At 49.5% G+C, this 13217-nt stretch carries 20 protein-coding genes and 1 tRNA gene; 7 read left to right on the forward strand and 14 right to left on the reverse strand.

Annotated elements, in window-relative coordinates; genetic code table 11:
* Position 1 precedes the first annotated feature (1 nt).
* Together xerA and A3K92_RS02055 are read right to left on the reverse strand one after the other, a co-directional pair.
* Positions 2-850: a site-specific tyrosine recombinase/integron integrase gene (gene xerA, locus A3K92_RS02050; protein ID WP_088884687.1), complete on the reverse strand. Its 849-nt coding sequence runs from the start codon at positions 848-850 to the stop codon at positions 2-4.
* A 13-nt stretch (positions 851-863) separates the two neighbouring features.
* Positions 864-1748 carry a toprim domain-containing protein gene (locus tag A3K92_RS02055; RefSeq protein WP_088884688.1) on the reverse strand — a complete coding sequence of 295 codons (885 nt, stop codon included), beginning with the start codon at positions 1746-1748 and terminating at the stop codon, positions 864-866.
* Positions 1749-1841: 93 nt separating this feature from the next.
* Between A3K92_RS02055 and A3K92_RS02060 the strand changes: the two genes are divergently transcribed.
* Positions 1842-1919 (forward strand) — tRNA-Arg (locus A3K92_RS02060).
* 48 nt (positions 1920-1967) lie between these two features.
* Here the strand turns inward: A3K92_RS02060 and A3K92_RS02065 are convergent.
* The 4 genes from A3K92_RS02065 to cgi121 all read right to left on the reverse strand — a co-directional run bounded on the left by A3K92_RS02065 (position 1968) and on the right by cgi121 (position 4271).
* Complete coding sequence (locus A3K92_RS02065; RefSeq protein WP_088884689.1) at positions 1968-2309, reverse strand: hypothetical protein; 342 nt, start codon at positions 2307-2309, stop codon at positions 1968-1970.
* A gap of 13 nt (positions 2310-2322) precedes the next feature.
* On the reverse strand, positions 2323-2589 hold the full coding sequence (locus A3K92_RS02070) for a TMEM165/GDT1 family protein (RefSeq protein WP_088884690.1): 267 nt from the start codon (positions 2587-2589) through the stop codon (positions 2323-2325).
* Between the two features lie 11 nt (positions 2590-2600).
* Complete coding sequence (locus A3K92_RS02075) at positions 2601-3779, reverse strand: aminotransferase class I/II-fold pyridoxal phosphate-dependent enzyme (RefSeq protein ID WP_088884691.1); 1179 nt, start codon at positions 3777-3779, stop codon at positions 2601-2603.
* A gap of 84 nt (positions 3780-3863) precedes the next feature.
* Positions 3864-4271, reverse strand: a complete 408-nt coding sequence (cgi121, locus tag A3K92_RS02080; RefSeq protein ID WP_088884692.1) for a KEOPS complex subunit Cgi121 — start codon at positions 4269-4271, stop codon at positions 3864-3866.
* Between the two features lie 203 nt (positions 4272-4474).
* On the opposite strand from cgi121, the gene A3K92_RS02085 reads away from it, so the two are divergent.
* The 4 genes from A3K92_RS02085 to A3K92_RS02100 all read left to right on the forward strand — a co-directional run bounded on the left by A3K92_RS02085 (position 4475) and on the right by A3K92_RS02100 (position 7127).
* The gene (locus A3K92_RS02085; protein WP_088884693.1) at positions 4475-4663 is read left to right on the forward strand and encodes a ribbon-helix-helix domain-containing protein; all 189 of its coding nucleotides are present in this window, start codon (positions 4475-4477) and stop codon (positions 4661-4663) included.
* 37 nt (positions 4664-4700) lie between these two features.
* A complete protein-coding gene (gene ftsZ / locus A3K92_RS02090) occupies positions 4701-5954 on the forward strand; it encodes a cell division protein FtsZ (protein WP_088884694.1) in 1254 nt (417 codons plus the stop codon).
* 77 nt (positions 5955-6031) lie between these two features.
* The gene (locus A3K92_RS02095; protein ID WP_088884695.1) at positions 6032-6805 is read left to right on the forward strand and encodes a ParA family protein; all 774 of its coding nucleotides are present in this window, start codon (positions 6032-6034) and stop codon (positions 6803-6805) included.
* Positions 6789-7127: a CopG family transcriptional regulator gene (locus A3K92_RS02100; RefSeq protein ID WP_088884696.1), complete on the forward strand. Its 339-nt coding sequence runs from the start codon at positions 6789-6791 to the stop codon at positions 7125-7127. The genes A3K92_RS02095 and A3K92_RS02100 overlap by 17 nt, the downstream gene beginning before the upstream one ends.
* A 7-nt stretch (positions 7128-7134) precedes the next feature.
* On the opposite strand, the gene A3K92_RS02105 is transcribed toward A3K92_RS02100, so the two are convergent.
* From A3K92_RS02105 to A3K92_RS02120, 4 genes are read right to left on the reverse strand one after another with little or no spacing between them, the layout of a single operon-like run.
* Entirely contained in the window at positions 7135-7587 is a 453-nt protein-coding gene (locus tag A3K92_RS02105; protein ID WP_088886010.1) for an adenylyltransferase/cytidyltransferase family protein, read from the reverse strand.
* A gap of 10 nt (positions 7588-7597) precedes the next feature.
* Positions 7598-8116, reverse strand: coding sequence for an RNA-binding protein (locus A3K92_RS02110; protein ID WP_088884697.1), 519 nt, complete (start codon positions 8114-8116; stop codon positions 7598-7600).
* On the reverse strand, positions 8116-8751 hold the full coding sequence (gene pyrF / locus A3K92_RS02115) for an orotidine-5'-phosphate decarboxylase (protein WP_088884698.1): 636 nt from the start codon (positions 8749-8751) through the stop codon (positions 8116-8118). The genes A3K92_RS02110 and pyrF overlap by 1 nt, the downstream gene beginning before the upstream one ends.
* 4 nt (positions 8752-8755) lie before the next feature.
* Positions 8756-9358: a DUF4443 domain-containing protein gene (locus A3K92_RS02120; RefSeq protein ID WP_088884699.1), complete on the reverse strand. Its 603-nt coding sequence runs from the start codon at positions 9356-9358 to the stop codon at positions 8756-8758.
* 178 nt (positions 9359-9536) lie between these two features.
* Here A3K92_RS02120 and A3K92_RS02125 point away from each other — a divergent pair, with 178 nt between their 5' ends.
* A complete protein-coding gene (locus tag A3K92_RS02125; RefSeq protein WP_088884700.1) occupies positions 9537-10268 on the forward strand; it encodes a DUF72 domain-containing protein in 732 nt (243 codons plus the stop codon).
* A 1-nt stretch (position 10269) separates the two neighbouring features.
* On the opposite strand, the gene A3K92_RS02130 is transcribed toward A3K92_RS02125, so the two are convergent.
* Positions 10270-11097 (reverse strand): translation initiation factor eIF-2B alpha/beta/delta subunit family protein, encoded by an 828-nt coding sequence (locus A3K92_RS02130; protein WP_088884701.1) that lies wholly within the window; start codon positions 11095-11097, stop codon positions 10270-10272.
* 126 nt (positions 11098-11223) lie between these two features.
* Between A3K92_RS02130 and A3K92_RS02135 the strand changes: the two genes are divergently transcribed.
* Complete coding sequence (locus tag A3K92_RS02135; protein ID WP_088884702.1) at positions 11224-12231, forward strand: phosphorylating glyceraldehyde-3-phosphate dehydrogenase; 1008 nt, start codon at positions 11224-11226, stop codon at positions 12229-12231.
* Here the strand turns inward: A3K92_RS02135 and A3K92_RS02140 are convergent, their stop codons facing one another.
* The 3 genes from A3K92_RS02140 to A3K92_RS02150 are packed head-to-tail and all read right to left on the reverse strand — an operon-like array spanning position 12232 to position 13200.
* Positions 12232-12642, reverse strand: a complete 411-nt coding sequence (locus A3K92_RS02140; RefSeq protein WP_088884703.1) for a PIN domain-containing protein — start codon at positions 12640-12642, stop codon at positions 12232-12234. It lies immediately after the preceding gene.
* Positions 12627-12857 (reverse strand): AbrB/MazE/SpoVT family DNA-binding domain-containing protein, encoded by a 231-nt coding sequence (locus tag A3K92_RS02145; protein WP_088884704.1) that lies wholly within the window; start codon positions 12855-12857, stop codon positions 12627-12629. Before A3K92_RS02145 ends, A3K92_RS02140 begins: the two co-directional genes overlap by 16 nt.
* A 58-nt stretch (positions 12858-12915) precedes the next feature.
* Complete coding sequence (locus A3K92_RS02150) at positions 12916-13200, reverse strand: DUF167 domain-containing protein (protein WP_088884705.1); 285 nt, start codon at positions 13198-13200, stop codon at positions 12916-12918.
* Positions 13201-13217: the final 17 nt, after the last annotated feature.

Consider the following 13217-nt stretch of genomic DNA (forward strand, 5'->3'; position numbering starts at 1 on the left):
CTCATACTTCTTTCAAATTTTCGAGCAGTCTTGCCTTCTCTTGGGCCTTTCTTAAGTGCTCCACGGTAACTTTTGTGTAAATCTGGGTCGTTGAGAGATTTGAGTGCCCCAACAGTTCCTGAATGGCCCTTATATCCACCCCCCGTTCGAGCATGTGGGTGGCGAAGCTGTGCCTGAGCATGTGAGGGGTTACCTTTATCCCTGCCTTCCCCCCATACTTTCTTAGAAGGTGCCAGACAGTTTTGGGGGACAGCTTGTCCTTTTTCTTCCTCCTTACTTCGACGAGAAGGTATTCGCTCTCGTCTTCCCTTTCTAGGAGGTATTTTCTTATTTCCTCCGCCAGTTCGTCCGGAATTGGTACAACTCGGTCCTTTGCCCCCTTTCCTCCCCTGACCACTATAATCTTTCTTTCCAGATCAACATCTTTCTTTTTCAGATTGCACAGCTCGCTTACTCGAAGGCCGGCCCCGTAAAGGAGGAGAAAAATCAACCTGTCCCTTCTTTTTAGGGGCGGAACACTCGATATCAGCTTTCTGATTTCGTCGACCGTTAAGGCTTTCGGAAGGCTTCTTGGAACCTTTGGGGGCTTCAACTTCTCCGCCTCATCGTCCTGGCCTTCAAAGCGAAAGTACGCTCGTAAGGCCTGAACTACCAGATTCAGACTTCTATTGGAATAACCCTTCCTCCTCAGGGACGCTAAAAACCTGAGGGCGGAGCGGGCCTTTAGCTCCCCGCCCCATTCGAGATATTTCCTTACGTAGTAGGAGTACATTCTCACGGTGTTTGGACTTTTCCCCTCAAGGTCAAGATACGTTGCAAACTCCTCGACTGTCTCTTCTATGCCGCTCAAAGTCTCACCGTCACTAGTTCTCTTCTTTGCCTGCGCTCAGGAGTATCTCTCTTATTTCGTTTTCTTCCTTGGAGGTTTCCTGGACATTCTCTTCCTGGGGTTTGGTTTCTGGTGTGGTCGTTTCCCGGGTTATCTCTTTGGATATGACCAATCCGAGGTAGACCGTCTTCAGAAGCTCTTCAATGGCTTCTTCTTCCTCGGCGTAGATGTATCCCTGACCCACGACTATTTTGCCGTTCAGCCCAAGTTTTTCGACTGCCAGGGCAAGGTACTCCTCGGGGGGAACCCCCTCGGCCGGGAACAATGCCTTCCATGCATCCTCTATTTTTACCGGTTTGGTTTTCTTTTCCAGGAGGGTTTGAAGTGTCTCGTTTTCCTGCTTGACGTTTAGGTATTCGTTCCTGAGCTCCTCGTATTTTGCCTTGAGCTCCTCGTACTCCTTTCTCAGTTTTTCATATTCTCTGGAGAGCTCGTCGTAGTTCCCCTTCAGGTCCAGGTACTGGTTCCTCAGGTTCATGTACTCTGGAAGGACGTTCAGGCTTTTGAGTCCCGCCCTGACCAGTGCATTTTTAAGCTCTTTCCTCACGAGCTCAACGTCTATGTTTTCGAGATCATGACCGAGGGGAAGCTTCATCCTCTCTATGTGGCCGACCATTTCGCTCAGCTCGTTAAAAAGCCTCTCGGCCAGCTCTCTTCCTACTCTGTCTGCATCTGTGGCTATTATGAGAAGGTCTGCGCCTGCTGCCGCGCTCTTGGCTATCTCGATGTTCGTTGTCGGAATTATTGAGGAGATCGTTATGTTGTATTCGCTTCCCAGGGCAAGCCCCTGAAGGGCCTTGCTGACGACCTCAACGTCGCTTGCGCCTTCCACGAGAACCCTAACGTCAACTATTGCCATCGTCTTCACCTTCATTGATTTTGGCATCTTCTCTTAAAAACCTTAGTTGCTAGTTAGATTTTTAAACGCTCGTCCCTACTAATTCCGGGCTCAGGGCCGGTGGCCTAGCCAGGACGGGGCGTCGGCCTCCGGAGCCGAAGGTCGCGGGTTCAAATCCCGCCCGGCCCGCCAGAATTTTCGGGCGTGTCCTGTTTTGGTGGTTATTAAAGAGTCCGACGGTTAAGTCCTTCCCAGTATCTGCCCCTCAACCTCAGGATCTGAGAGAAGTATCAGGGTGAGAGCGGAGAGGGCAAAGAGCGTTGCCCCCTGAGCCAGGACGCCCAGCATCATCCACAGTATCGAAAACATGAGGTCGAGAAAAATCAGGTATTTCCCCGCTGATACGGACCACTCCATCCCCTTCCACAGCCCGATCAGTATCACCAGATGGAGGGCTGTAATAAACGTACCGCCCGCGAGTTGCAGTCTATCGTTTATTGAGAGCGCCGTTATTCCACCAAAGTACGTTGAGATCATAAGAAGTGAGATGAAAACCGCATGTTTGGCTTCTATGGATTTCATGGGGGATCACCCTTTATATTTTCCCGCTTATAAGAAGTATCCCAAAGGCTATGAAAATAGCCCCTGCCGCCTTCTGAAGAAGCCCTTGGGGGATCATGTTTCCGATTTTCTCACCGATCAATGCCCCAATAAGGTTAACCAGAACGAGAGCGAGTGCGGATCCGATAAAAGCTTTTTCCCATCCATACTTTGTTGCAAAAAGCATGGTTGTTATCTGTGTCTTGTCCCCCAGTTCCGCAAGAAAGATGGTAACAAAAATCAAAAGGACTGCACTTTCCAATCCCGGCCACCTCACAGCTTTTCCATTGCCCTCTTTATTCGTTCAAAGGCCTCGGCTAGAAGTTCCTTTTTCGTGGCGTAGCTTATCCTTACCCAGCCTTCTCCCTGCTTTCCAAAGGCCGTTCCGGGTATCACTACTACTCCCGCCTCCTCCAGAAGCCAGTTGGCGAAGTCCTCACTCGTCATGTCTAGCTCTGGGTCGATCTTTACCCATATGTAGAACGCTCCTTTTGGTCTAAACGCTTTCAGGTGAGGTATCTCGGATAGGTACCTTAGGGCTAACTTTCTCCTTTCGGCGTAGGTTTTCCTCATCTTTTCAACGGCTTCCCAGCTTCTCTTATCGCGAAGGGCTGTTATGCCCGCTATCTGGATAAAAGATGTCACGTTTCCAACTATGTACGCGTGGAGCTTTATCATGTCCTTTATGACCTGTTCTGGTGCTATGGCAAAGCCAAGTCTCCATCCCGTCATCGCGAAGGTCTTGGAGAAACTGTTCGCGAGGACTGTGTTGTCTGGGGCGTATTTTATCATTGGGTGATGCTTTGCACCCTCGTAGAGGAAGTGTTCGTAGGGTTCATCGCTCAGGATGTATAGGTTATAATCCTCCGCTATCTGCCCAATCGCTTTGGCCGTTTCCTTGTCAAGGGTGGCACCAGTTGGATTGTTTGGATAGTTCATGACTATCATTCTGGTCCTTTTGGTTATCATCTCGACGAGCTCATCGGGATCTATCCTGAAGTTGTTTTCCTCCCTCAGCGGAATGCGGAGGATTCCGGCCTCTGAAATCTTTGCGTCCTCAACGTAACAGACGAAAGCCGGGTCCGGGATTATGACGTCATCACCCTGCTCCAGAAGGGATTCAAAGGCCAGATACGTGGCCTCGTAAGCACCGGCCGTGACTATTATGTTGTCTGGATCGACATCAACCTTATAGAATTCCTTGTAGTATTCCGCGATTGCCTCCCGGAATTCAGGTATTCCCGCGTTTGGAGTGTAGTGAGTGTAGCCTTCGTCAAGAGCCCTTTTAGCGGCCTCTTTTATTACCTGGGGGGTGTCAAAATCGGGCTCTCCGATTCCGAGGGAGATCACGTTTTCCATTTTTCTTGCCTTTTCAAAGAGTTCACGTATCTTGGAGCGCTGAATCAAGTTTATCCTACCGGCCATGAAGTATTTTCGCTTTTTATATTTCACGAATACCACCCCGGCATAATGTAGCTCCCGGGGGCACTTTTATAAACTTAACCCGGTTAATTGTCAGTTTATCCCCGATTTGAACTAAAGGGCTTCAACCAGGGCAGAGATTTCGAAGTGTTTTTTCGCCCTTTCGGGGTCACAGTTCTGCATGGGCACTTCTTTTAATCCCAGCTTTTCCAGAATCTCCTTTAGTTCTTTCTTTGATCCAAAGAAAACAAGGTAGTTAACGCCTTTTCTGAGCCCTACTTTTTTTATCGCTTCCCTTATCTGAAGTGATCCAGCGAGTCGTAGCAGGAGTTCTCCTCCAAGAGTTTTTGCACGGTTCGTTCCCCTTTCGAAGGATCTCTTCGCCAATATCGCTGAGTGTGCAACTGCCTCAAAGCAGGGTCCGTTCACTGCCTGAAGTTCGGATCCAAGATGCGGCATTAGTTTCTCAACTTCATCAACATAGACCGCAGTTACGACTACCCCTGGCACTACTTCCTCCATTGGATCACCCTATTTTCTGTTTCTGTGCGTGGCTGTGTTATAATCCTTGCCCCTTTAGTTTTAAATAATTTTTGAGTTATCCGGAATATTTTAAAAAATTTTTGAGAAAAATATTGCGACAATATTATTATGCAACCGCAAAGTATTTAACTACTTAAAGCTCTAACTAAAGTAGTGACATGCTCCACAAGGTGATACATCGCATGCCAAAAATGCGCATAATAAGTGTTCAGCTTCCACAGAGCTACATAAATGCTATGGATCAGCTCGTAAGAAGGGGGCTTTACCCCAATAGAAGCGAGGTAATTCGCACTGCCATCCGTGAATTCCTCAAGAGAGAGCTCTACTCAGAGATCCCAGAGGACGAGGGCCCTGAATATATCATAAAGTAACAAACTTCCGTCTTTAGGTTTGGAGGGGGTAGAGAGGATGGTGTTTAAACTCCTGGAACAGGCCGGAATTAAACTTGATCTGGACGAGGAAAACAAAGTAGAGAAGAAGCAGGATTTTCTTAGTGAGGAGTTTGATGAGGACTTCATAAAGATTGCAATTGTGGGTGTCGGTGGCTCTGGAAACAACACCATAACGAGACTTTACGAGTTGGGCGTTGAGGGGGCAGAGTTAATAGCGATGAACACCGACGCACAGGCCCTTAGGCACGCCAAAGCCCACAAGAAGCTTCTCCTTGGGAGGGAAATAACCCAGGGTAAGGGATCCGGCGGTGATCCAGAGGTCGGATACCGGGCTGCTGAAGCAAGTGCCCATGAGATAGCCGAAACTATTGGGGATGTGGATCTTGTTTTCATCACCGCTGGAATGGGCAACGGTACTGGAACCGGAGCCGCTCCCGTCGTCGCAAAGGTGATAAAGGAACGTGCTAGACACAACGGCCGTTTCAGGGAGCCTCTGGTTGTCAGTGTTGTCACGTTCCCCTTCAAGACAGAGGGCACTATCAGAGTGGAAAAAGCAAAGGCCGGTATAAAGGCTCTCCTCCACTATTCAGACACAGTTATCATAATCGAAAACGACAAACTTCTCAAACTCGTTCCCAACCTGCCTATAAACGCCGCCTTCCGCTTTGCCGATGAGATAATAGCCAGAATGGTCAAGGGCATAACCGAGACCATAAAGCTCCCTTCCATGGTGAACATTGACTTCGCCGACGTCTACAGCGTCATGAAGGACGGCGGTGCTGCCCTCATAGGAATCGGTGAGAGCGACTCCAAGAACAGGGCCGTTGAGGCCGTCAAGGCCGCCCTTGAGAACAAGATGCTCGACGTCAAGTTCGGAAGCGGCAACAAGGCCCTAGTTCACTTCACCGTTGGTCCGGACGTTAACCTCGGGGAGATCAATGAGGCGATGGAGATAGTCTACAACAACCTCGGCGCCAAGTCTGAGATAAAGTGGGGTGCCAGGGTCGACGAGGACATGGGTAAGGTCGTTAGGGCCATGGTCATAATGACCGGTGTTGAGAGCCCGCACATACTCGGCGGGGAGAATGCACTGCAGACGGACTCCAACATAATCGTTCCGAGATCTTCAGGGCCCCTTCCATTTGAAAAGAAAGCAACCTCTGATGATATATACAGGATCATCTCAGGGCGGGAAGATCCAGCCAGCTCTAAGCTTGAGGTTGAAGTCAGAAGGAGAATAAATAAGCTCTTTGAGCCCTACGAGTTCTGATTATTTTCAGCCTTTTGTTGTCTTTCCATTTGTGGCACTAACCTCAAAAAGATCAGTCCTGGTAGGTCGGTGATACGATGGCAGCTGTGATCAGTATAGCCAATCAGAAGGGCGGTGTTGGAAAAACAACTCTAACCTTAAATCTCGGTTACGGGCTTGCAAGGATGGGCAGAAAAGTCCTTCTGATCGATGTGGATCCCCAGTTCAATTTGACTTTTGGACTTATCGGAATGGACGTCCTAAACTACGAGACTACCAACGTTGGAACGCTGATGACAAGAGAAAGCAGTGTGGAAGAAACGATAGTTGAGATCACCGAAAACCTCCATCTCATTCCCAGTCATCTCAATTTGTCCGCCAAGGAGATAGAGATAATCAACGCTTACAACCGCGAGAGAAGACTTGAAAAGGCGATAAGCCCGGTTCTCCCCGACTATGACTACGTCCTCATAGACAATCCTCCAAGCATGGGGATATTCCTCGTTAACTCGCTAACGGCCTCTGACTATGTCCTAATCCCCCTGGAGCTCAGCTATTTCGGCGTTATAGGCATGCAGCTCATGTTTAATCTGATGGCAATGATCCGGGAAGAAACCAACGAAAGCCTGACCCTTATGGGTCTCGTCCCCAACAAGTTCACCCGCCAGACCAAGGTTCCCCAGACCAGGCTTAAGGAACTCAGGGAAACGTATCCAGATGCCCCTATACTCACGACGATCCCGAAGGCCATAGCCCTGGAGAAAGCGCAGGGCGAGGGGGTTAGTATATTTGATTACGAACCCGAAGGAAGGGCTGCCCGTGCGTTTGAGAAGCTTACTCGTGAGGTGATCTCCATTGTCGAAGGAGAGTAAAGGCAAGATTCCCAAGCTTTTTGCCGGATCGGTTAACGATCTGACCCGGCCATCTAAGCCCAAGAAGGAGAAAGAAAAAGGCGATCTCAAGCATCAAAAGAAGCAGAAAACCCTCTATATAAGCCTCGATATTAACAGAAAGCTGATTGAGCTGTACGGGGAGGAAGGGAGGAGGCAGAGCATAATAGTGGAGGACGCCGTTAACCTTTACTACTACCTCAAGCAGGCCTTGGGCGAAAAGAAATTTGAGGAGCTCATGAGCGCTGTTAGGAGGGAAGACCCCGAGTTCCTCCGGGATTACATGGGGCGTTTCCGCATCTGATTTTTGATTATTCGCAGAACTCTTCTATTATTCTCTCAATTATCTTGCTTGTCTTTGCCCTATCGCTCTTGTAAAGGTAGGGTATTCTTATTACCTCTGCCTTGATTCCGTTTTTTCTGAGTTCCTCCTTCAGTCTCTCACAGTTGAAATTCTGATCTGGGCCGATTGCTATAACGTCGGGGTTTATCCTCTTGACGAGGTTCATGTCTATCGTGCCGGGAGTTCCTATGTAGACCTCATCCACGTATTTAATCGCCCTGAGAAGTTCTGCCCTGTCCTCGGCGGGGTTTATAGGATCGCGTCTCTTCTGCATTCTGACGGTCTCGTCGTGGGCGACTATAACAACGAGTTCGTCCCCGAGTTCCTTTGCCTGTTTCAGGAAATGAATATGGCCAACGTGAAGGATATCAAATACCCCGCCCACAAGGACCCGTATCTTTTTTCTCTCTTTCTCTCTCATTTCGTCCATTTCATCCCACCGTGAGCTCCCAGATCTTGTCCTTGGCGTGGTGGATGTTCTTGACGGCCTTTCCCTTGGGCTTTTCTTTCATTGCCTTTCCGCTCATCAGCGCTATTCCAATGGCAAGCGGCCTTCCGTAGTTCTCTTCGACCACGAATACAAAGTCCCCCTCCTTTATGTTCTCGTCCGCGTCTGTTATTCCCGCAGCCATAACGTCGGCTCCTTTGAGGATATACGGAACGGCACCCTCGTCAACCACAACACGCCTCGGCCACTTTCTTAGATCCTCATGGTTGGAGAGCTCGTAGAGCGCTATCACCAGGGGGAACACCAGGTCTTTTCGTCTTATGAAGAACGGTTTCCCGTTTACCAGGAGTATCTCGGTTGTTTTATCGAACTCAGCGACCTCTACCTTATCCTTTTTGTTTAACATCTTTCCCGCTATCTCCTCACCGAATATCTCGCTCATCTCTCTGAGGATGGCCTTTACCTCCTTCTTGCTGAGGGGGTGTTTGACCTTGAGCTCCATTATATCGCCCCCATTAACTCCTCATGGAATTTTCTGGCTTTTTCACGCGGATTCTTGCTCTCGTATATTGAACGACCGACTATTACGTAATCGGCTCCAGCTTCAAGGGCCTTTTTTGCGCTTCCTCCCTGCGCTCCAACACCGGGAGTCAGGATTTTTATTCCGTCCCTAAGCTTTGAGCGGATGTATGATATTCTTTCGGGCCGTGTGGCCGGAGCTATTACACCGAACGGTCTGACATCGTTGGCCAGCTTGATGAGCCCGTCTGCAACTGGCTGAATGAATTCCTCGGCACCGGGATGGCTCATCTCCACCACAATTATAACTTCTCCGAGTTCTTTCACGGCATTTACGCTGTCCCTTCCCGTAAAACCGTGAACTATCACATAGTCGGCTCCGGCCTCAAAGACTTTGCCCGCTATCAGCCTGTTGGTGTTGGGAATATCCGCCAGCTTGAGGTCAGCTATTAGGGGTACGTTGGCCGTCTCTTTCAGCTCTTTGATGACGTCCAGTCCCGCTCCCAGAATGAGGGGCCAGTTCACCTTTATTGCCCAAAGGTAGTCTGAGGTTTCCCTGGCTATTTCAAGCGCTCTCTCCCTCTCGTACACATCGAGGGCCAAAACAAGTCGCTTCATGTGTTCACCTCACCAGCGATTTGACCTCTTCCGGGATCTCCTCTCCCTTGAGAACAATTGCGACGTGATAGGCACTTTTAATGGCATCTGCAGGGTTTTCTGCCCAAGTTACAATTACGGTATCACCGTCTGAAAAATCCAGAACGTCTTCGATCCTTTCTGCGAGCTCCTCCATGGTTTCTTTCAAAGGTCTGTTGTCCTCGGGGAATACTATTTCCCCTCCTTTCACTCTGAGTATCATGGCCCCCCTTGCAAAGAATCTGATAGCCTCATCCCTTAGGTCTATGCTCTTGAATTCGGGGGCGTTCTTCACGACCAGGGCATATGCCGGCATGTTCTCAACTTTGCCCACAAAGTGGGCCTCTGAAAAGAGTTCCTTCAGTTTTTTCACAAGTTCAATTCCCTTTCTGTTCAGAAAATGTCCCCTCTGGGCGGATTCTATGATGCCTATACCGTCGAGCTTCTTAAGAAGCGTTCTTACACTGCCCTCTCCGAGATCCAAGGCCTCTGCCATCGTCTTCCTGCCGACCGGTTCCCTCAGCATGAATATAGATGCTATAAGGTCTTCGAGCGTGAATTCGGGATACGCTCCTCTCTTCCAACTCATCGATTTCCCTCCAGAACTAGTATGCCTATTCGTTAAAAAGATTTTAGCCCTCTGCCGGTAGGTGGCTCATCATCGGTCAGACGGGAGTAGATCTTCATCGGGCCATCAATTGCTGTTTTGCCAGTTGTTCCCGCCGATAGCGTTTTAGGCCCTACCTCTAAAAGCTTTTGGTGGTAGCATGATAAGGGTTGGAACGTGTGGCTTCTGCGAGGCTAAGAAACGGTACTTCCTCGATTTCGAGATTGTTGAAGTCCAGCAGACTTTCTACCGTCTCATTGATGAGAAAACCCTGGAAAAGTGGAAAAGAGAAGCCCCTAAGGACTTCACTTTCTCCATAAAAGCGTTTCAGGGAGTGACACATCCTCACACCAGCCCAACCTGGAGGAGGAGTAACGTAAGGCCTTCAAGGGATGTTGGTCTTTTGAGGCCGAACTCAACGGTTCTTCATTTCTGGAGACTGACGCTGAGGGAAGCGGAAGTTCTTGGGGCCAGGTTTGTTCTGATACAGCTTCCCAGAAGTTTCAAGGAGACCGAAGAGAGCTTCGCCAACGCGGGAAGATTCTTCAGCATGATCGACAGGGGAGATTTCGAGATAGGGGTTGAACTCAGAGGGTGGAGTGAGAGGGGAATAAAACGCTTTGTTAGGGAGTTTGACGTGATAGACGTTGCCGATCCTCTGGTGAGGATACCCCTTCATAGGGGGAACGTTAACTACTACCGTCTCCACGGGAGGTATGAGAACGGCAGGATCATTTACAATCACTCATACACGGATGAGGAGCTTGAAAAGATCCTCGAAAGGGTCCTTGGGTGGAACAGGGAGGAGAGCTTTGTCCTGTTCAACAACTCAAGTATGTGCAACGATGCGAAGCGGTTCAAAGGCCTGCTAAAGCAGCGCTTGGCGGGTTGAGTTATATCTCTTTTGGGGGAATCAGAACTCCGAATTCCGTTATTATTCCCCTGATGTACTTCCAGGGGGTTATATCGAAGAGGTAGTTCCTAACCCGGAAGCCCTGCCGGGTGTAAGGCCTTTCAATAATTTCGACCTCTTCGCTTTTCAGTTCCGGGTGGATTTTGAAGCTTTCAGCGGCTCCGTAAAACGGTACCGAGTTGTCGTGACATGCCAGCGCCAGAAGGTACGTCCCGGCTTTGTTTATCAGCGCTCCATCCTGGGTGATGTTGTCCGCTCCCACTAGAGCTAGGGTTGCCTTCTTTGAAAACAGCCCAATCTGGGCATCGGTTATAACCTCAAAAGGAACATCGAGCTTTTCCAGTTCTCTTGCCAGTGCTATTCCTTCGTAGTCAGGGTTGCTCTCCGTTAGGATAACCCGGAACCTCTTTCCTTTTCTCCTGGCCGATTTCAGTATCTCCAGAACAGCAGATGAAAACGAGTGGGTTATTATCACTTCGTTCTCGTCGATGAGCTCGCTTCCTATGTTCCCAATCTCCCGCTTCGCTTCTTCGGAGAGCTTTATGAATTCTTCGGCCTTGGATTTCACGAGGGTGGGATTGCCCGTTATCGGGATAAACCGGGTTAGATTGTAGAGGGAGGCCATCGTCATGTTGACGTTGATTATCTCCTCTCTAATTTCCTCCAATGCCTTCTCAAGTTCTTCCCCTTCCATCATTTCTGCCAGAAGGCGATAAGCTTCAGCACCTTTCTTGGCGAGCCAGCTGGCACCTCGTATTCTCTCGGCCTTCATTTCCTCTATGATCATTTTGACTTCGGTGGGCAGCATGTCCGGACACCTCAATAAGTTGGACGGCTGCTTTATCACTTTTTCCTTAGTGAACGGGGATTTATTTCACCGCCGGTGAAAACAAGGCTTAAGTATTTTACAACTGTAAAACTTTCGGTGACTGCAATGACAAAGGTCAAGGTGGGAATCAACGGCTATGGAACTATTGGAAAGCGCGTCGCCTACGCCGTAAGTAGACAGGACGATATGGAACTCACCGGTGTTACCAAGACGAAGCCGGATTTCGAGGCTTACCTGGCAAAGGAGAGAGGAATCCCCGTTTACGCCGCGAGCGAGGAGTTCCTACCGCGCTTTGAGAAGGCCGGCTTTGAGGTTGCTGGAACTCTCAACGACCTCCTCGAAGAGGTTGATGTCGTCGTCGATGCAACGCCCGGAGGAATGGGTGCCAAAAACAAGGCCCTCTACGAGAAGGCCGGAGTTAAGGCCATCTTCCAGGGTGGAGAAAAGGCGAGCGTTGCCGAGGTTTCCTTCGTGGCCCAGGCCAACTATGAGAAGGCCCTTGGGAAGGACTACGTCAGGGTTGTCTCCTGCAATACGACGGGCTTGACCAGAACGCTCTCTGCCCTGCAGGAGTACATAGACTACGTTTACGCTGTGATGATACGCCGTGCAGCAGACCCGAACGACTCCAAGCGTGGGCCGATAAACGCAATAAAGCCGACCGTTGAAGTCCCCTCCCATCACGGGCCCGACGTGCAGACGGTCATTCCGATAAACATCGAGACGATGGCATTTGTGGTTCCAACGACGCTCATGCACGTGCACAGCGTAATGATTGAGCTCAAGAAGCCCATAACCGAAAAGGACGTCATAGACATCTTCGAGAACACCACCAGGGTTCTGCTCTTCGAGAAGGAGAAGGGCTTCGACAGCACGGCACAGCTCATAGAGTTCGCCCGCGACCTGCACCGCGAGTGGAACAACCTCTACGAGATTGCCGTTTGGAAGGAGAGCATAAGCGTAAAGGGCAAGAGGCTCTTCTACATCCAGGCCGTCCACCAGGAGAGCGACGTAGTTCCCGAGAACGTCGATGCGATAAGGGCGATGTTCGAGCTGGCCGACAAGTGGGAGAGCATAAAGAAGACGAACAAGAGTTTGGGAATTTTGAAGTGATTAAAACTTTTCCGGAAGAACCTTTATTCCCTTTCTTTTTGCCAGGCTTCTGAGCTTTCTATCGAATGTGACTAGTGTTCCCTTCTCCAGAGCATGAAGCAGAACCACAACATCGTTGAACCTTGATAGTGAGATTTTCTCTCTAACCAGAAGGTTTAGGGCATTCTCGATGGTTTTGGGACTTTCACTCAGCCCCCTGAACCTGGGATCATCCATGTATCCCTTAAGAGACTCAAGCGCATCTTTGGCCGAAAAACCGTTGTTTTTGAAGAACCACACGTACTCTTGCATAACTATTGTCGGAACATACCACCTATCCAGGGACTCAAGCATGTTCTCTGCTTCACTGTGGAACTCTGTGTCCTCAAAGGTGTCATAGATGAGAACGTTCGTGTCTATGACCCCATGCATTCTTTCATGCCCTCCTCAATGGACTTCTCTATTTCCTCTGGAGTGATGTTCCTGCCCAGCTTAAGGCGTTTTCTCTGTTTCTTGAGTCTTTGAATCACTATCTTGTCTCCTTCGAGGCTAACCTCAAGAATTTCCCCTTCTTTTATCCCAAGGGCCTTTCTAATCTCCGCCGGGATAGTTATTTGATAGTTTCTCGTTACTTTTGTAATGCCCATAGTAGGTTCACCTTACTAGTAGGTTCGTGCCACTCCTATATTAAAGTTGCGAACAACGTTAAAATCCCAACTTTTTCTTTACTTCTTCAGCGCTCAGCCCCTTCACGAGCAAGTCCTTTTCCCTGCTCGTTTCGCCCTTCACTATCTCGACCTCCGCGCCGAAGAGCTTCGAGAAGAACTTCACGACCTCTTTGTTCGCCTTCCCCTCGACGGGTGGAGCCTTGATTTTGACCTTCAGCCTTCCGCGCCATTCGTCAATTCCCTCAATAGCGTTCTTTTTTGCCTTCGGCTGGACGTGGATAAAGAGGAGCGTTCCACCCTTCGTCTCCTTCAGGAACTTCATCCTATCACCCCCTTCGG

It is taken from the genome of Thermococcus gorgonarius (assembly GCF_002214385.1).
In the GTDB taxonomy this organism is placed as follows: Archaea; Methanobacteriota_B; Thermococci; order Thermococcales; family Thermococcaceae; genus Thermococcus; species Thermococcus gorgonarius.